15 protein-coding genes are annotated in these 16705 nt (G+C 47.1%); 11 read left to right on the top strand and 4 right to left on the bottom strand.

All coding sequences use genetic code 11. The features are described from left to right. Positions 1 to 123: 123 nt before the first annotated feature. The 4 genes from fdhF to HWY38_RS10705 all read left to right on the top strand — a co-directional run bounded on the left by fdhF (position 124) and on the right by HWY38_RS10705 (position 6225). The gene (gene fdhF / locus HWY38_RS10720; RefSeq protein WP_224181820.1) at positions 124 to 3081 is read left to right on the top strand and encodes a formate dehydrogenase subunit alpha; all 2958 of its coding nucleotides are present in this window, start codon (positions 124 to 126) and stop codon (positions 3079 to 3081) included. Beyond that, positions 3074 to 3616: a DUF1641 domain-containing protein gene (locus HWY38_RS10715; protein ID WP_012117344.1), complete on the top strand. Its 543-nt coding sequence runs from the start codon at positions 3074 to 3076 to the stop codon at positions 3614 to 3616. The genes fdhF and HWY38_RS10715 overlap by 8 nt, the downstream gene beginning before the upstream one ends. Positions 3617 to 3823: 207 nt before the next feature. After that, entirely contained in the window at positions 3824 to 5044 is a 1221-nt protein-coding gene (locus tag HWY38_RS10710) for a cytochrome P450 (RefSeq protein WP_224181819.1), read from the top strand. Beyond that, positions 5041 to 6225 (top strand): macrolide family glycosyltransferase, encoded by a 1185-nt coding sequence (locus tag HWY38_RS10705; protein ID WP_191974056.1) that lies wholly within the window; start codon positions 5041 to 5043, stop codon positions 6223 to 6225. Before HWY38_RS10710 ends, HWY38_RS10705 begins: the two co-directional genes overlap by 4 nt. 42 nt (positions 6226 to 6267) lie before the next feature. On the opposite strand, the gene HWY38_RS10700 is transcribed toward HWY38_RS10705, so the two are convergent. Next, entirely contained in the window at positions 6268 to 6453 is a 186-nt protein-coding gene (locus HWY38_RS10700) for a hypothetical protein (protein WP_003154919.1), read from the bottom strand. Between the two features lie 175 nt (positions 6454 to 6628). Between HWY38_RS10700 and HWY38_RS10695 the strand changes: the two genes are divergently transcribed. Continuing rightward, a complete protein-coding gene (locus HWY38_RS10695) occupies positions 6629 to 7447 on the top strand; it encodes a uroporphyrinogen-III synthase (protein ID WP_224181818.1) in 819 nt (272 codons plus the stop codon). 22 nt (positions 7448 to 7469) lie between these two features. Here the strand turns inward: HWY38_RS10695 and HWY38_RS10690 are convergent, their stop codons facing one another. From HWY38_RS10690 to HWY38_RS10680, 3 genes are read right to left on the bottom strand one after another with little or no spacing between them, the layout of a single operon-like run. After that, on the bottom strand, positions 7470 to 8231 hold the full coding sequence (locus HWY38_RS10690; RefSeq protein ID WP_003154915.1) for an ABC transporter permease: 762 nt from the start codon (positions 8229 to 8231) through the stop codon (positions 7470 to 7472). Position 8232: 1 nt separating this feature from the next. Continuing rightward, on the bottom strand, positions 8233 to 8970 hold the full coding sequence (locus tag HWY38_RS10685) for a phosphate ABC transporter ATP-binding protein (protein WP_224181817.1): 738 nt from the start codon (positions 8968 to 8970) through the stop codon (positions 8233 to 8235). Positions 8971 to 8995: 25 nt separating this feature from the next. Then, positions 8996 to 9979 carry a multidrug resistance efflux transporter family protein gene (locus HWY38_RS10680; protein ID WP_057080067.1) on the bottom strand — a complete coding sequence of 328 codons (984 nt, stop codon included), beginning with the start codon at positions 9977 to 9979 and terminating at the stop codon, positions 8996 to 8998. A gap of 129 nt (positions 9980 to 10108) precedes the next feature. On the opposite strand from HWY38_RS10680, the gene HWY38_RS10675 reads away from it, so the two are divergent. From HWY38_RS10675 to HWY38_RS10650, 6 genes are all read left to right on the top strand, one after another. Further along, entirely contained in the window at positions 10109 to 10606 is a 498-nt protein-coding gene (locus HWY38_RS10675; protein WP_024085183.1) for a cupin domain-containing protein, read from the top strand. 387 nt (positions 10607 to 10993) lie between these two features. Beyond that, complete coding sequence (locus HWY38_RS10670) at positions 10994 to 11410, top strand: DUF1641 domain-containing protein (RefSeq protein ID WP_003154908.1); 417 nt, start codon at positions 10994 to 10996, stop codon at positions 11408 to 11410. Positions 11411 to 11449: 39 nt separating this feature from the next. Further along, entirely contained in the window at positions 11450 to 12628 is a 1179-nt protein-coding gene (locus HWY38_RS10665) for an NAD(P)/FAD-dependent oxidoreductase (protein WP_003154907.1), read from the top strand. 188 nt (positions 12629 to 12816) lie between these two features. Continuing rightward, the gene (uxaC, locus tag HWY38_RS10660) at positions 12817 to 14214 is read left to right on the top strand and encodes a glucuronate isomerase (RefSeq protein ID WP_003154906.1); all 1398 of its coding nucleotides are present in this window, start codon (positions 12817 to 12819) and stop codon (positions 14212 to 14214) included. A 24-nt stretch (positions 14215 to 14238) separates the two neighbouring features. After that, complete coding sequence (locus tag HWY38_RS10655; protein ID WP_043867009.1) at positions 14239 to 15630, top strand: MFS transporter; 1392 nt, start codon at positions 14239 to 14241, stop codon at positions 15628 to 15630. Positions 15631 to 15700: 70 nt separating this feature from the next. Then, positions 15701 to 16699: a LacI family DNA-binding transcriptional regulator gene (locus HWY38_RS10650; protein ID WP_003154904.1), complete on the top strand. Its 999-nt coding sequence runs from the start codon at positions 15701 to 15703 to the stop codon at positions 16697 to 16699. Positions 16700 to 16705 lie beyond the last annotated feature (6 nt).

Here is a 16705-nt window from a genome sequence, read left to right as displayed (position 1 = left end):
TGTGAACGCCTCCTTTTTACCGCTCATACCCGTATGTTTCCTGAGATAAACGAGATGTTTTAGTGAAAGGCCGGTTGGGAATCATAGAGGATGTATAGAGGGGTACAGAAAGGGGAAAAGAAAATGGCTGATACAAAGAAGGTTACAATCAATGGGGTTGAAATGGAAGCGCCGGACGGCCAAACCGTTTTGCAGCTTTTGAATAATAGTTCAATTGACGTGCCGCACGTGTGTTATCATCCGAGTCTCGGCCCGATTGAAACGTGCGATACCTGTATCGTCAATGTTAACGGGGAACTGGTGCGTTCGTGTTCCGCGCAAATAAAGGACGGAGATGTCATCGATACGCTTTCGTCTGATGTGAAAAAAGCGCAGATTATCGGCATGGACAACATTTTGCACAACCATGAATTGTACTGCACGGTCTGTGATTACAACAATGGGAGCTGCGAAGTACATAATACCGTAAAGGAAATGAAAATCAATCATCAAAGCATTCCGTTCGATCAAAAACCGTATCCTAAAGATGAATCAAATCCGTTTTACCGATATGATCCCGACCAGTGCATTTTGTGCGGACGCTGCGTCGAAGCCTGTCAGGACGTACAGGTAACCGAAACGTTAAGTATTGATTGGGAGCGGAAACGCCCGCGGGTCATTTGGGATCAGGATGTGCCGATCAATGAATCATCATGTGTTTCCTGCGGACATTGTTCGACGGTATGTCCGTGCAATGCCATGATGGAAAAAGGCATGGAAGGCGAAGCGGGCTATTTAACAGGCATTAACCAAGAGACGCTTCGGCCGATGATTGACATCACAAAAGGGGTCGAAACCGGATACGGATCGATTTTGGCCATATCGGATATGGAATCGGCCATGCGGGATGAAAGAATCAAGAAAACGAAAACCGTATGCACTTATTGCGGTGTCGGCTGCAGTTTTGATATATGGACGAAAGGAAGAGACATTTTAAAGGTAGAACCTCAGGCAGAGGCGCCCGCAAATGGCATTTCGACGTGTGTGAAAGGGAAATTCGGCTGGGATTTCGTCAATAGTGAAAAGCGCCTTACCAAACCGCTTATCCGGGAAGGAGACTCGTTTCGGGAGGCGGAATGGGATGAAGCGCTGCAGCTGATCGCTGATAAATTTACCGATATAAAAGAACATTTCGGCCCGGAAGCACTTGCCTTTATCACATCTTCCAAATGCACGAATGAAGAATCATACGTGATGCAGAAGCTTGCAAGAGCCGTCATCGGCACAAATAATGTCGACAACTGCTCACGCTACTGCCAGTCTCCCGCCACGGCCGGATTGTTCAGAACGGTCGGATACGGCGGTGATTCAGGGTCGATTACAGATATAGAAAAAGCTGAGCTTGTTCTGATAATCGGTTCAAATACGTCTGAGTCTCACCCCGTCCTGTCCACACGCATTAAACGTTCTCATAAGCTGCACGGACAGAAGCTCGTCGTCGCTGACTTGCGAAAACATGAAATGGCCGAGCGCTCCGATGTGTTTTTCCAGCCGCGTGCCGGATCAGATATTGTCTGGCTGAATGCCGTATCGAAATATCTGCTTGATCACGATTTGGCGGATACTGCATTTCTGAAGGAGAGAGTGAACGGATTAGATGAATTTGTGAAAAGCCTTGAACCTTATACAATGGAATATGCGGAAAAACATACCGGTGTGGACAAGGATACCCTAATCAAAGTGGCCCGGATGATTCATGAAGCCGGCAGCGTGTGCGCACTGTGGGCGATGGGTGTCACCCAGCATATCGGAGGAAGTGATACGAGCACGGCCATTTCCAACATGCTTCTTGTGACCGGGAATTACGGCAAGCCCGGCGCAGGCTCATATCCGCTTCGGGGCCATAATAACGTGCAGGGCGCCAGTGATTTCGGCAGTATGCCTGACAGCTTCCCCGGCTATGAAAAAGTAACGGATGAAAAAGCCCGCAAAAAGTACGAACAGGGCTGGGGAACAGACCTTCCGAAAGAAATCGGAATGACAAATCATGAAATGATCGAAGGCATCCACTCAGGAAAACTGAAGTCCATGTATTTAAAAGGGGAAGAAATGGGGCTTGTCGACTCCAATATTAACCATGTTCATGCCGCATTTGAAAAGCTTGATTTCTTCGTTGTGCAGGATATCTTTCTTTCGCGTACGGCCGAGTTCGCCGATGTCGTGCTTCCGGCAAGCCCGAGCCTTGAAAAAGAAGGGACGTTTACGAATACGGAACGGAGGGTGCAGCGCCTTTACGAAGTGTTTGAACCGCTGGGCGATTCAAAGCCTGATTGGCAGATCATTACGGACATCGCCAACCGTCTGGGCGCTGATTGGCACTATGAACATCCGGCAGACATTATGGAAGAAGCGGCAATGCTTTCGCCGCTCTATGCAGGCGTCACTTACGAACGTCTCGAAGGCTACAATTCACTGCAATGGCCGGTTGCAGCGGACGGAACCGATTCACCGCTTTTATTTACGGATAAGTTCCCGTTTTCAGACGGCAAAGCGATTTTATATCCCGTTCAGTGGACCGAGCCGAAAGAATTTGGTGAAGAATATGATATCCATGTGAATAACGGGCGGCTGCTCGAGCATTTTCACGAAGGAAATCTGACTTACCGATCAAAAGGAATATCCGAAAAAACACCGAGTGTGTTCCTTGAGGTCTCGCCCGAACTCGCCGAAGAAAGAGGGCTGGAAGACGGAACGCTTGTCCGTCTGACTTCACCGTACGGAAATGTGAAAGTCAAATGCGTCATCACAGACAGGGTAAAAGGCAAACAAGTCTATCTTCCGATGAACGATTCAAAAGACGCCGCCATTAACCTTTTGACAAGCAGCTATGCGGATAAGGATACCGATACACCGGCTTATAAAGAAACATCAGCGAAGATGGAGATTTTGAAAAAAGAAGGCGTTAATCCGCTTCCGAAAATCAATTTCCGTTACGGAAACCCGCAGCCGCAGATCGGTGTCCGGGTTGATCGGAAATGGGCGCGTAAAGATTATGTATTTCCGGGAGACGCGGTAAAAAGGGGGAAACAGCAAAATGGCTAAGGCAATCAGCGGCATCCGAAAACAGACCGTCACAGAAGAAGACAAACGAAAAAAGGACTTAGAAGAGATCGAGACGGCTCTTTTACGAAATAAAGACGCGATTTTGGAATCTCTGCACATTCTTCAGCACATGAACGAGCGCGGCGTTTTGGCGCTTCTGCGCGGGCTCTTCGGCCAAGGAGACAAAGTGATGGACATTCTCGTGAAGAAGGCGAATACTCCGGAAACGGCCAATATGCTGAAAAATCTCCTGCTGTTAAGCGGCGTTCTCGGCATGCTCGATGTAAAACAGCTTGAGCCGTTTATCGTTAAAATCAATGCGGGCGTCACAAAGGCCGTCGAGGAAAAAGACAGCGGCAGGAAGACGGGGTATTTTGATATCGTCCGCGCTTTAAAAGACCCGGAAATCAACAAGGCCGTCACTCTGCTGTTTTCTTTCCTGAAAGGCATGGGCGCTGATACGGACGATATGGAAAGAAATACGCAGCCTCCTGAAGACCAAAAGCAGCACCAGAAACCGCAGACGAATGAGTGAACATATCTCCCGAGCCTGGCCGAAGGCTCGGGTTTTTTGTGCGCTTCTGCTGTTTTCTTGGGAGAAATTTCACCTCCGGATTCATGACTTTTGTTGTGTTATGTTAATAGTTCAGGTTATGAATAGAAAAAAATTGAAAATATGTGCTAGGATAAAATTCAAGGTACGTCAACTATTCAAATATGAAACAATCAGGAGTGATGAAACATGAGTAAGCTGAGGAGCACGAGACAAGCCATCCAAAGAACCCTGATGAAAGGAAAAAACGGCCTGGACGTATACAACCCTTTTCCTTGGTACGAAAAAATGAGACGGGAAAGCCCTATACACTTTGATGAAGAAACGAAGGTTTGGAGTGTGTTTTTATACGATGATGTCAAAAAAGTCATCAGTGATAAAGAGACGTTCTCAAGCCTCATGACTGATGTGAAAAGCTCGATTGCAAAGTCCATGCTGAATATGGACCCGCCGAAGCATACCCAAATCAGATCTGCCGTCAATCGCGCTTTCACTCCCCGCGTCTTGAAGGAATGGGAACCGAGAATTAAAGACATTACCGATCATCTCCTGAAACAGGCAAAGAACAAAGGGCGGATTGATATCGTTAAAGATCTCTCTTACCCTTTGCCGGTCATGGTGATTTCAGAATTATTAGGCGTTCCGTCCGAACGTATGGATCAGTTTAAAAAATGGTCGGACATTCTCGTCAGCATGCCGAAAGATGCGAGTCCTGAAGCGGCGGAGAAAAATCAGCAGGAACGTGACCGATGTGAGGCAGAGCTGGCGGCATTTTTTGCGGAAATAATAGAAAGCAAACGAAAACAGCCCGGCCAAGACATTATTTCTATTTTGATAAAAGAGGAAGAAGAGGGAGAGAAGCTCACGGCAGAAGATCTGATCCCGTTTTGCAACCTGCTTTTAGTGGCGGGAAATGAAACAACGACTAATCTCATTTCAAATGCGGTTTACAGCATATTAGAGACGCCCGGCCTTTATGAAGAATTGAAGCAGGACCCTTCTCTCATCGCGCAAACGGTGGAAGAAACGCTGCGTTTTCGCGCTCCTGCTCCGTTTGTCAGAAGGACGGTCCGGCACGACACTGAACTGCGCGGACGCCGCTTGAAAAGCGGGGAGATCGTTCTCTGCTACGTTGCATCTGCCAACCGTGATGAAAACAAATTTGAGAAGGCGGGCGTATTTGATATTCATCGCCAATCGAATCCGCACCTTTCCTTCGGATTCGGCGTACACTTTTGCTTAGGCGCACCGCTTGCCAGACTTGAAGCGGAAGCCGCGCTGAAAGGAATTGTAAAAGCCTTTTCACACCTTGAGCCCGTCCGGATTGAGCCGATCCGAAACAGTGTCATGTACGGGCTGGAGTCTTTAGAAGCGGAGATAAACGAAAATGAGGGAGAAGAAAAAAGATGAGAAAAACACACATCGCCATTATTAATGTGGCCGCTCACGGTCATGTCAATCCCACGCTGCCTGTAGCCGAGGAACTTGTCAATCGCGGGTATAAAGTGACATTCGCTGTGACTGAGGAATTTGAAGCTTCCGTTGCCAAAACGGGCGCCATTCCCGTTTTATACCGCACAAGCATAAAGGCGGACCCGGAGACGATAAAAGAACGGGTAAACAAAAATGACGCGTTTGTGATGTTTCTGGAAGAAGCGGTTGAAGTGCTTCCGCAGCTGGAAGAGCTGTACAAAGACGACCTTCCTGACATCGTCCTGTTTGATTTTTTAGCTCTTGCCGGAAAATTGTTTGCGGATAATGGCGGCATCCCGGCCGTAAAGTTCTGCCCGAGCTATGCAATGAATGAGTATTTTCAATTAGGAAGAGACGAAGAAACACTGGAAGCGGCCAAACAGGCGATAGAAGAATACCAGGAGCAGATTGAAAATGAACAATTGAAACGTATGACAATGGAAGAGTTTTTCATGCCTGAAAAACTGAATATTGTCTTTATGCCAAGGGCCTTTCAGCCGAAACAGGAAACCTTTGACGAACGATTCTGTTTTGTGGGTCCGTCTCTTGGAGAACGCACAAATACGGGAAGTCTGGAAATTGATGCAGCCGATGACCGTCCGCTTATGCTCATTTCACTGGGAACGGCGTTTAACGCCTGGCCTGAATTTTACCGGATGTGTATTGACGCGTTTCGGGACTCGGACTGGCGGGTTATTATGTCAGTCGGCACAACAATTGATCCGGAAAGTTTTTCGGATGTCCCCGAACACTTTATCATCCGCCAGCACGTTCCTCAGCTTGATGTGCTGGAGAAAGCAAAGCTGTTCGTATCTCACGGCGGGATGAACAGTACAATGGAGGCGATGAATGCGGGTGTCCCGCTCGTTGTCGTTCCGCAAATGCACGAACAAGAGGTCACCGCAAAGCGTGTGGATGAATTGGGGCTTGGCGTGCATCTGCCGCCGAAAGAAGTCACTGTGGCCCGTTTGCAAAAAGACGTCCAGAACGTATACGGCGATAAAAACATCCTCAGCCGCGTGAAAAGCATGCAGCAGAAAATAGAAGAAACCGGCGGCCCAAAACAGGCTGTTTGCGCCATTGAAGAATTTTTGAAAACGGCGGCCGTCGAAAATTGATTGAGAAACAGGCAGCGCATCGGAAGACGGCTGCCTGTTTTGTTATATGTTTTTCTTCATGCCGCATCTCCGGCATTCCCTCAAAAATTTTCCGCCCTTCACTGAGCTTTTAAACAGCGTATAGTCGCAATTGTCACATCGGCCGCTGTGAACATCAGGATATTCATTGAACTCATAAATGACCGAAGTATCGTATCCTTTTGTCTCGAACTCTTTTTTTGTTTCCATGATTGAAAATCCCTCCGCGAATCAAATCGTTCTGCCCGGTTAATGATACAGCAACTGCACGGGGGATTCAACGGGAGCATAGCTTGATTTTCCCGGCTGATTGCGTAACAATAATAGAAATAAATGACGGCCTGCCATAGGGCGCCCGGCATCTGAAGGGAAGAAGAAAACAGCGATGGGAAAAGGATTGAACGGGAAACGGATTGCCATCGGCGGTTCGCGGAAAACAGAAGAGATCACAAAATTAATAGAAAAGCAGGGCGGAACGGCGGTCGTCCGTTCCCTCCAAGGAACCGTATACCTGGCGGAGGATCAAATTGAACCCGACGTAAGAACATTTGCCGGGCAAAAAGCCGACTGGGCGATATTCACCACAGGCATCGGTACGGAAACGTTATTGTCGGTATCGGAAAAAATCGGTCTGAAAGAAGAATTTTTAGCGGCCGTTCATGAAGCGAAAATCGGCTGCAGAGGCTATAAAACATATGCGGCCTTAAAAAAGCTCGGCATCACGCCGCATGCCTCAGATGAAGACGGTACAACAAGAGGGCTGATCCGCTCCTTGGAACGATTTGACTTTAAAGATAAAAGAGTCATGATACAGCTTCATGGCGAAAAAGCGCCGGTCTTAACGGAGTTCCTTGAGAAAAACGGAGCGGAGGTATTCCCTGTTCTCCCGTATCAGCATATTCCGCCTGAAAGGGAGACGGTCGATAAACTGCTGGGAGAGCTGTTAAACGGAGAGGTCGATGCCGTATGTTTTACGACAGCCATTCAAGTGCGCTCTCTCTTTGATTATGCAAAAGAAAAAGGGTTCACAAAAGAATTGCAGCAGGCATTCGAAAAACAAGTGCTTGCCGCCGCAGTCGGCAAAGTGACGGCTGAAGCGATCCGGGATGAAGGGATAAAGAGGGTTCTTGCTCCGGACATTGAGCGGATGGGAGCGATGATTATTGAATTATCCCGTTACTATGAATCTCTGACCTTATCATAAATAATTCAGCAGGGAAAAAAGCCTACGCTTCCCTGCTGAATTTTTTTAATTGCCAGTGTTCCGTGAAAAGGGAAGGATATGTCAAGGCGCTGAGTATAATACATGTAAGAAGAGCGGAGGCCATCGTTGTAAAAACGATCAGCAGCTGAAAGCGCACCGCCTGTATCGGATCAGCCCCCGCTAAAATCTGCCCCGTCATCATGCCGGGAAGCTGAACGAGACCCAATGTTTTCTGGCTTTCTAGCGTCGGGATCATACTGAGTTTCATACTGGACGTCAATATCTGCCGGACGGCCTGCTTAGGCGTTCCTCCGAGAGAGAGAATCAGCTGGATTTCTTCTTTCCGCAGGTCTGCTTCCGAACTGAGCCGGCTTAAAAACAGACTTGAGAGCACCATGGAGTTTCCGATGACCATGCCGCTTATCGGAATGACATATCTTGAAGTGAACGGAATGATGTGAAGGGTCAGTAAAAGTCCCTGCGTCACGGTTTCCGCGATTGCCAGTGTCAGAAAAACGCGCCAAAATGAGCCGATCCGCATTTTTTTCCGTTTGGCGACATTGTGCGAAGCGGCCGTGAGCATGAGAAGCACCATTAATATGATAAATATCGGGTGATCACCGCGAAAAATCAGCGACAGCACATAGCCTATGATGAGAAGCTGAATGACGGCCCTGACGGTTGCGACGATCATATCCTTTTCGACGCCGGCTTTAAAAGATTTAGAAAGGAATAAAGCGATAATGACAAATATACTTGTTAGTAACAGTGAAAGATCATTCATATCAGCACCCGCTCCCTTGTAAAAGCGACCGGGATTTTTCGTGTTTCGGTTCCTTAAAGAACGTTTTCGTTTCCGCGGTCTCTAAAAGCCGTCCCTCAGCCATAAACCATACCGTATCGGATAATCGTTCCGCTTGTTCAAGGTTATGGGTGATCCACAGGATTGTCAGCTGTTTTTGCCGATGGAGTTTCGTAATCAGTTTCTCAATGGTGAGAACGGATGAGGGGTCGAGCGCCGAGGTGCTTTCATCCAGCAGCAGGATGGACGGCAGTCCGGCGAGAGTTCGCGCTAATGAGAGTTTCTGCCGCTGACCTCCGGATAATTCTTTCGCATTCCGATCCAGAAGCCCGCGCGGAAGGTCTGTAAAATCTGCGAGCTCTTCAGGGGTATAGTGCTGCGCCCCGTGGAGTTTTTCTGCGAGCAGAAGGTTGTCCCGCACCGTGCCCTCCGTGACGGGAGCTGATTGAAATGCAAGGCCCGCGGTTTTTCTGAGCTCCCTGATATCCCAGCGCCTTATTTCTTTTCCGAATACAAGAACTTCCCCTTCATCAGGTGTATTCATCAGATTGCAAAGTGACAGCAATGTGCTTTTTCCCGCGCCGGAAGGCCCTATCAACGCCGTGATAGAACCTTTTTGAATATGTCCGGTTACACGGCTTAGGACATCAAAGGACGTATTGTTTTGTTCAAAGCGTTTGCCGGCTGACAGAAAAGATATTGCCGGAATTTCTTCTTTCATATAGGATGACACCTTTCGTAAAAAATCAGGAACCGGTGAGATTGGCTGACGTTTGCTCCGCCGTTTTCTGATCTGTCTGCCGGGAAGCGAATGTATGCATGACCATTCCCGCAATAATAATGAACAGTCCGGCAAATGAAAGAAGTGACGGAAACGCCGCTGATAAAAAGACGATTTCGCCGATCAGTGCAAAAAGAACCTCTCCGGACTGCGTCGCTTCAACAGCAGCGAGCTTCTGCGGCTCATTCCTCACCATATCGGTGGCGCGGAAAAATAATACTGTTGCGATAACGCCCGAGCTGAGTGCGACGATAAAGGATTGGAATGTCTGTCCCATTGAGGGAAGCCCGTCTCTATACCAGCCGAAAGCGGCGATCAAAAGCCAAAACGGAAGGCTTGCGAGCGTCATGCCGAGCACCCGCTGAAACGTATCGAGTTTTCCGCCGTATTGTTCCAGCATTTTGCGGTTGCCGAGCGGATAGGCAAACGCCGCGACGACGACCGGCGCCACGCTGAATAGTATCGTGCGGCCGGACAGAGAACCCGCATGCTGAAGCTGAATCAGCCCGGCTCCGATCAGGATGACGACGGAAGTAACCAGCGAAATCAGCGGGATCTTTTGTCTGACGGAAACCGGGCCCGCCGGTGAATTTTTTGTTTCGCAGAAAAACGGCGACAGAAGCACACCCGCGACAATTGTAATCTGCCACGTGCCGGCGATCAGCCAGCCAGGCCCATATGCCGCCGCAAACGTAATCGGGGCATAAAAAAGCACGAACCCGGTAAAACTCCACTTCAGCCAAAAAAACGGTTTTTTCCGGATTTCATGCCAGAGCGGCGCCCATTTTCCTTTCGCATATACGATCAAAAATAAAAACGGAATCATAAAAAGAAAACGCAGGGAAGAGCTCCACATCCAGCTTCCGCCGGAAAGCTCCATCGCCCTGTTTAAAATAAATGTGACTGCAAAAAACAGAGATGCCAATATTCCGATCACGATGGCTTTCATTAAATCCCTCATTTTGACACATATTTTTTTATACTATACTATTCACCGGCAGGCTTCGCAATGGAATATGAGAAAATAGCGTTTTAATAAATGATGAATGGGAAACAGACATATACGGAGGTGAACACAATGCAGAAAGAAGATATTCAAGTGCTTTATTTCGAAGATGACGGCCGCATTCCGAATAACCCGAATCTTCCGCTTGTTATTTATAAAGCGGTATTTAATGAAGAAACGGTACAGAAAGCAGAGTCCGTCCTCAGCCGGCACGATTGGTCGAACAGCTGGACGGGCGGAGTATTTCCGTATCATCATTTTCACAGCACCACGCACGAAGTTCTTGTCGCGGTAAAAGGAACCGCGGTTTTGAGGTTCGGCGGGGAACAAGGGGCGGACGCCGTTCTTCAAACGGGAGACGCAGCGGTCATTCCGGCCGGCACCGGACATAAAAAACTGTCGGGCAGTTCTGATTTTACCGTGATCGGGGCTTATCCGGGCGGCCGGCAGTACGATACAAAAACGGAGAAAAATGATAGAACTTCAGAAGAAATCAGCCGTGTCCCGCTCCCGGAATGTGACCCCTTTACGGGAAAAACGGGCCCGCTTTTAAAACTGTGGGAAAAATGACAGGGGAAAAGCGGACGGTCTGTAAAAAAATAGCCTAAAAGAAACGTTATTACACCCCCGCCATATAAATAATTTCATAAACGAAACAATTCACGTTCAAATTTTGTTCAAAAAGTGTTATTATATAAGAGTAAATCAAATTGGGGTTTTTTATGTTTGCTATTTTCAGAGAGGAAAAAGAAATTTTGACTTATTCAATTGTTTTTGTTGATATAAAAATAATACTGGATATGGCAAAGTGAAAAACTGGGTAGTAAACATTTATTTTTGTAAATGATTGTGCATGAATTCACAATCTTGCTTTTTCGTGCTTTTCTGCATGAAGGGGGAAAGGCTACCCTTTCCAAAAAAAATCAGCATACTGCTTATAGTAAAGGAGAATCGGATATGCCAGAAACAATCGATCAAACAAATGCATCTGTCAGCCAAGGCCAACGCGATCTTATTGATCAGCTGCTAAAACCTGAAGTTCAAGAATCACTGACTGTTTTAGTGGATCAGCTTCCAAAACTGACTGAGTTAGTAAATATTTTAACGAAGTCTTATGATTTTGCACAGTCTGTAGCGACAGACGAAGTATTGAAGAGCGATACAGTGGGTGCGCTTACAGAAATTCTTGAGCCGGTGAAAGAAACAGCGAAAGAAGTTGCGGCTACTGCGATCGAAGCAAAAGACCGCGCGGATGCAAGCAATGAAACGATCGGACTTTTCGGCCTGCTGCGCATGCTGAAAGATCCTCAAGCTCAAAAGCTGTTCCGTTTTGCTAACAGCTATCTTGAAATCATGAACGAAAAACAAAAATAATCTCAGATTCAAATTGATATAAAGGACGGAGGATATACGATGTCAAAACATATTGTCATTTTAGGCGCTGGTTACGGCGGAGTTCTTTCTGCTTTAACCGTTCGCAAACATTACAGTAAAGATGAAGCACGCGTAACCGTTGTGAACAAATACCCGACTCACCAAATCATTACGGAACTGCACCGCCTTGCAGCCGGCAACGTGTCTGAACAGGCTGTTGCTATGCCGCTGGAAAAACTTCTGAAAGGAAAAGACGTTGACATTAAAATCGCAGAAGTCAATTCTTTCTCAGTTGATAAGAAAGAAGTTGCCCTTTCTGACGGTTCTAAGCTGACTTATGACGCGCTTGTTGTCGGACTTGGTTCTGTTACGGCTTATTTCGGCATTCCTGGACTCGAAGAAAACAGCATGGTGCTGAAATCTGCTGCTGATGCCAACAAAGTATACAAACACGTGGAAGACCGTGTGCGTGAATACTCTAAAACGAAAAACGAAGCTGATGCAACGATCCTTATCGGCGGCGGCGGCTTAACAGGCGTCGAGCTTGTCGGTGAGCTTGCTGACATCATGCCGAACCTTACGAAAAAATACGGCGTAGATCCGAAAGAAATCAAACTGAAATTAGTAGAAGCAGGTCCGAAAATTCTTCCTGTTCTTCCTGATGACCTTATCGAACGCGCGACAAAAAGTCTTGAAAAACGCGGCGTTGAGTTCTTAACAGGTCTTCCTGTTACAAATGTTGAAGGAAACGTTATTGATCTGAAAGACGGTTCAAAAGTCGTTGCCAACACATTTGTATGGACAGGCGGCGTACAAGGCAACCCGTTAGTCGGCGAATCCGGCCTTGAAGTGAACCGCGGCCGTGCGACGGTTAACGATTTCTTACAATCTACTTCTCACGAAGATGTATTCGTTGTCGGAGACAGCGCTGTATACTTTGCGCCGGACGGCCGTCCGTACCCGCCGACAGCGCAAATCGCTTGGCAGATGGGTGAACTTGTCGGTTACAACCTGTTCGCTTACTTAGAAGGAAAAACGCTTGAAACATTCAAGCCTGTAAACTCTGGTACGCTTGCAAGCCTCGGACGTAAAGACGCGGTTGCCATCATCGGAGCGAACTCTACTCCGCTGAAAGGCCTTCCGGCATCTTTAATGAAAGAAGCAAGTAACGTACGTTATTTAACACATATCAAAGGATTATTCAGCCTCGCTTACTAATCCTTAAGATCATACAGAAGACATTGCCGGACTTTTCTCGGCAATGTCTTTTTTTTGCATAAAAATGTTAATGGATACAATTTTCTGAAAAATAAAATAAAAATGATTGATATGTGAGAAAGAGGAAGCTAAAATAAAAAAGAACCATTTTGTTAACGTTAACATTTTTTAAGAGGGAGGATGAGAGTGTGAAAGCTTTTATGGGTGATGACTTTTTACTGGATAGTAAAACGGCCGTAAAGCTGTACCGGGAATACGCTGAAAACATGCCGATCATTGATTATCACTGTCACTTAAGCCCAAAGGAAATCTATGAAAATAAAACCTTCGCAACCATTACGGAGGCATGGCTTTACGGTGACCACTACAAGTGGCGGATCATGAGGGCCAACGGCATTGAAGAGCGCTGCATTACCGGAAACGCTTCAGATGAAGAGAAGTTTTTCGCCTGGGCAAAAACGGTGCCGATGGCGATAGGCAATCCGCTGTACAGCTGGACGCATTTAGAGCTGCAGCGCTGGTTCGGCATTTATGACGTATTGAATGAAAAAACGGCCGCGGCAATTTGGAAAAAAACGAATGAGCTCCTGCAGGGAGACGGGTTTGGCGCAAGGGATCTCATTCTGAAATCAAATGTCAAAGTCATTTGCACAACCGATGATCCTGCCGATGCGCTGACATACCATGAACTGTTAAAAGAAAGTGATTTTCCGGTTCAAGTGCTGCCCGGATTTCGGCCTGACAAAGGACTGGACATCAGCAGCCCGGGTTTTGCCGATTGGGTCCGGTCGCTGGAGAGCGCTTCCGGAATGGCTGTCACCACCTACCAATCGTATTTGGATGCGTTGGAATCCCGCGTCCGCTTCTTTCACAGTGCCGGGGGAAGAGTGTCGGATCACGCATTAGATCAAATGGTTTATGCCGAGACGACCGAAGAGGAAGCGGCCCGGATTTTTGCCGCCGGATTAAGCGGAGAGCATGTGTCTTTTGAAGATGAAAAGAAATTCAAAACACGGACGCTGCAATATCTTTGCGGTCTTTACGCCGAACTGGACTGGGCGATGCAGTTCCATATTAACGCGTTAAGAAATACCAATACAAATAAGTTCAGCAGCCTCGGTCCTGATACGGGATATGACTCGATTAATGATGAATGTATCGCAAAACCGCTTGCCCGGCTGTTAGATTCCGCCGAAAAAAAGCGGCAATTGCCTAAAACGATTTTGTATTCTCTGAATCCGAATGACAACTATACTATCGCCAGCATGATCAACAGCTTTCAGGATGGGAAAACACCGGGGAAAATTCAATTCGGCACAGCCTGGTGGTTTAATGACACGAAAGATGGAATGCTTCAACAAATGAAAGCGTTATCAAACGCAGGTCTGTTCAGTCGTTTTATCGGGATGCTGACGGATTCAAGAAGTTTCCTGTCCTATCCCCGCCATGAATACTTCAGGCGGCTTGTCTGCACGCTGATCGGCGGCTGGGCGGAACAAGGCGAAGCGCCCTGCGATATGGAGCTTTTAGGGAGGATTGTCGAGGGAATTTGTTACCGGAATGCTGAGGAATATTTCCGCTTTTAAAAAATGGAATGAAAGAGGTGGCCTATGAGTAATGTGCCTGTCGTGACAGCACCTGGCGCAAAAGTGAAGGAGCATAAGCTGAGTCTGAAAGAAAAAGTATCCTATGGTTTCGGAGATTTTGGGAACGGATTTATGTTTGATCTCGGGCAGATCTATTTGCTGAAGTTTTTCACAGATGTCGCAGGCATTCCGGCAGCGTTCGCCGGCAGTATTTTTTTGGTCAGCAAGCTGTTTGCGGCTTTGACTGATCCGATTGTCGGCTCGGCCATTGACTACAGAAAAAAGATCGGACCCCGGGGGAAATTCAGGCCGTACTTATTATTCGGAAGTATTATTCTTGCGGTCATGACCGTATTGATTTTTGTGTCACCGGACGTGAGCGTCACCTGGAAACTTGTGTACGCCTATGCTTCTTACATGCTGTGGGGGGTCGCTTATTCTTTTGTCAATATTCCGTACGGCTCCCTCGGCGCAGCCATTACACAGGATGCGGAGGACAGAACGGCGCTTTCCGCATTCCGCCAGATCGGCTCTCTCGGCGCGCTGCTCATTACAAGTGTCATCGTCATCCCGATTCTCGTTCATTTTGATAACGTTCACATCGGCTACCCGGCAGTCATGGGAATGATGGCCGTAATCGGAATCGCGGGATTTATGATCTGCTACCGAAACTGCAAAGAAAGAATTATCGTCCGTGAAGCGCCGAAAGAAAAGCTGTCCGTCATGTCGGTTTTCAAATGCTTTATCGGCAACAAACCGCTTCTGACTGTCGTTTTCATGACGATTTTCTCAATATCGGCATACAACATTAAATCCGCTATGCTTGTTTACTTCGCCCAATACAATCTCAACAATGCGGAGCTGATGTCCTACATGAGTTTTATCATCATCGGCTCTTCATTTTTAGGTGTGTTGTTTATGCCGAAACTCGTCAAACGCTTCGGAAAAAAGCAAACGGTGATGATCGGTTTTGCCGTCAGCGCCGCGGCTGATGCGCTGAATTTCTGTCTCCCGTCAAATGTATATATCTTTACGGCGTTAGCGAGCATTGCTTTTATCGGGATCAGTATACCAAACGGCATTACGTGGGCGCTTGTGTCGGACATTATTGATTACGGAGAGTGGAAGACGGGTGAACGGAAGGAGGCGACGACATATTCGCTTTTCAACTTCTCCAGAAAACTCGCCCAATCTTTATCAGGTTTTCTTTCAGGCATCGGGCTGAGCGTTATCGGCTATATCCCGAATGCGTCTCAGACAAAAGGCACGTTAATCGGGATTAAAGGGCTTCTGCTGCTGTACCCGGCTTTCGCTTTAGCGTGCGCCATGCTGATTATCGGTTTAATGTATAAACTGACGGACCGGCAGCATGCCGAGCTCGTTCAGGACTTACATCATGCAAAACCTCAACTTTAGTGATTTTATGGACTGTCCGTTAATGATACAATAGAAATAAATGACAGCATACAGAAAGAAAGGAAAAACGATGGTAACCATAAAAGATATCGCAAAACTCGCCAACGTATCCCACACAACCGTATCCCGGGCACTTAACGGCAGCCCCTACATTAAAGAGCATACAAAACAAAAAATATTAGAGCTCGCTTCACAGCTGAATTACACACCGAATGTAAATGCAAAAAGCCTTGCCATGCAAAAGTCCCATACGATCGGACTGTTTTTTACAAGCATCACAAACGGAACCTCACACAGCTTTTTTTCCGATACCATCAAAGGTGTAAACCGCACAATCAGTGAGGAATACAATTTGTTCGTCCGCGCGATTGACGATCTGAAAAGCTTTGAAACCATTACGCCCATGAGATATGACGGAATCATTTTAATGAGCCAAAGCGACAGTGATAATTCATTTATTTATCATATCCGCGAGAAAAACATCCCGCTCGTCGTGCTGAACCGGGACATTGATGACCGGAGCATCACGAATATCCTGTCAAACGATAAAGAAGGCTCCAGACAGGCGGTCGACTGCCTGATCGCAAACGGACACAGAGATATCGCGATCATTGAGGGAAAGGAAGGATTCAGGTCAGCTTCTCAGCGGAAAGAAGGCTATTTGACATCTTTAATTGATCATTCTATCCCGATTAAGCATGAATACAGTGTAAAAGGCCGCTATGATATGGAAAGCGGCAGTCAGGCGATGGAAAAACTTTTGGCGCTTCAATCACCGCCTACGGCTGTTTTTTGTTCAAACGATGATATGGCGATCGGGGCGATGAATACCATTTTCGCCAAAGGCCTGAACGTTCCGGAAGATATTTCCGTTATCGGGTTTGATGACATCGGCATTTCCCAATACATGACGCCGAGGCTTTCGACAGTAAAACGCCCGGTTGAAAAAATCAGCATACTCGGCGCAGAGAAAATTTTGGCGCTTATCACCGACCCGGATACGGCGGCGGAAAAAATATACGAAAACACCGAGGTGATGATAAGAGATTCAATTAAAAAACTCACATAACGGCCC

Origin of the sequence: Bacillus sp. KS1 (genome assembly GCF_020075515.1) — a bacterium.
Classification (GTDB): domain Bacteria; phylum Bacillota; class Bacilli; order Bacillales; family Bacillaceae; genus Bacillus; species Bacillus velezensis.
This window is presented reverse-complemented; position numbering and strand designations above follow the sequence as displayed.

What these genes read in the sequence shown, in the direction of transcription:
- fdhF (WP_224181820.1), top strand. Translation starts at nt 124, where the DNA reads ATGGCTGATACAAAGAAGGTTACAATCAATGGGGTTGAAATGGAAGCG.
- HWY38_RS10715 (WP_012117344.1), top strand. Translation starts at nt 3,074, where the DNA reads ATGGCTAAGGCAATCAGCGGCATCCGAAAACAGACCGTCACAGAAGAA.
- HWY38_RS10710 (WP_224181819.1), top strand. Translation starts at nt 3,824, where the DNA reads ATGAGTAAGCTGAGGAGCACGAGACAAGCCATCCAAAGAACCCTGATG.
- HWY38_RS10705 (WP_191974056.1), top strand. Translation starts at nt 5,041, where the DNA reads ATGAGAAAAACACACATCGCCATTATTAATGTGGCCGCTCACGGTCAT.
- HWY38_RS10700 (WP_003154919.1), bottom strand. Translation starts at nt 6,453, where the DNA reads ATGGAAACAAAAAAAGAGTTCGAGACAAAAGGATACGATACTTCGGTC.
- HWY38_RS10695 (WP_224181818.1), top strand. Translation starts at nt 6,629, where the DNA reads ATGGGAAAAGGATTGAACGGGAAACGGATTGCCATCGGCGGTTCGCGG.
- HWY38_RS10690 (WP_003154915.1), bottom strand. Translation starts at nt 8,231, where the DNA reads ATGAATGATCTTTCACTGTTACTAACAAGTATATTTGTCATTATCGCT.
- HWY38_RS10685 (WP_224181817.1), bottom strand. Translation starts at nt 8,970, where the DNA reads ATGAAAGAAGAAATTCCGGCAATATCTTTTCTGTCAGCCGGCAAACGC.
- HWY38_RS10680 (WP_057080067.1), bottom strand. Translation starts at nt 9,979, where the DNA reads ATGAAAGCCATCGTGATCGGAATATTGGCATCTCTGTTTTTTGCAGTC.
- HWY38_RS10675 (WP_024085183.1), top strand. Translation starts at nt 10,109, where the DNA reads ATGCAGAAAGAAGATATTCAAGTGCTTTATTTCGAAGATGACGGCCGC.
- HWY38_RS10670 (WP_003154908.1), top strand. Translation starts at nt 10,994, where the DNA reads ATGCCAGAAACAATCGATCAAACAAATGCATCTGTCAGCCAAGGCCAA.
- HWY38_RS10665 (WP_003154907.1), top strand. Translation starts at nt 11,450, where the DNA reads ATGTCAAAACATATTGTCATTTTAGGCGCTGGTTACGGCGGAGTTCTT.
- HWY38_RS10655 (WP_043867009.1), top strand. Translation starts at nt 14,239, where the DNA reads ATGAGTAATGTGCCTGTCGTGACAGCACCTGGCGCAAAAGTGAAGGAG.
- HWY38_RS10650 (WP_003154904.1), top strand. Translation starts at nt 15,701, where the DNA reads ATGGTAACCATAAAAGATATCGCAAAACTCGCCAACGTATCCCACACA.